At 36.1% G+C, this 503-nt stretch carries 2 protein-coding genes; both read right to left on the bottom strand.

The features are described 5' to 3' along the window. Positions 1-289, bottom strand: a 289-nt coding sequence (locus E9531_RS17695; protein ID WP_211343491.1) for a hypothetical protein, incomplete at its 3' end; no start/stop codon positions are given. Beyond that, the gene (locus E9531_RS17385) at positions 274-441 is read right to left on the bottom strand and encodes a plasmid recombination protein (protein ID WP_425293611.1); all 168 of its coding nucleotides are present in this window, start codon (positions 439-441) and stop codon (positions 274-276) included. The genes E9531_RS17385 and E9531_RS17695, both read right to left, overlap by 16 nt. Positions 442-503 lie beyond the last annotated feature (62 nt).

Raw genomic sequence — 503 nt, forward strand, 5'->3', positions numbered from 1 at the left:
AATCATAATTATTGTCTTTAACTTCAAGCAGTTGATAATTTAGGCTTTGATTATCAAGTTTTAAACGGTTCTGTTGTTGATTATAAATATCACTGACAGCTGCTCGAGATTCTAAGTCATGAAGATCACTTTTTCTAACAACCACTTTATCCTTGCTTAAAAAAGTAGGTTTGCTCTCAATTTCCTGCTGATCACGAGGTTTAAGTTCAGCAAGGCGTTTTCTGGCATCTTCAAGTTCAGCTTGTATTTCTTGTTTTTGAAGCGTCGCCTTTTTCAAATCTTCCCGCATANCGATTCTTGAACCCCACGTTGAATATTAAAACCATGCTGTTGCAAATAAGTCGGTAATTGATCTTGAATATCTCGCAAAGCCGTGCGATTAAATACTCGCTTAGCAGACAACTTATGTTCATCATCAAAGGGCACAATTCCCATATGCATATGTGGCGTACTCTCATCAAGATGAACAATTGCATAACGAATATTTTCTTCACCAAATTTTT

This window comes from Lampropedia puyangensis (assembly GCF_004833285.1).
Taxonomy (GTDB): Bacteria; Pseudomonadota; Gammaproteobacteria; order Burkholderiales; family Burkholderiaceae_C; genus Lampropedia; species Lampropedia puyangensis.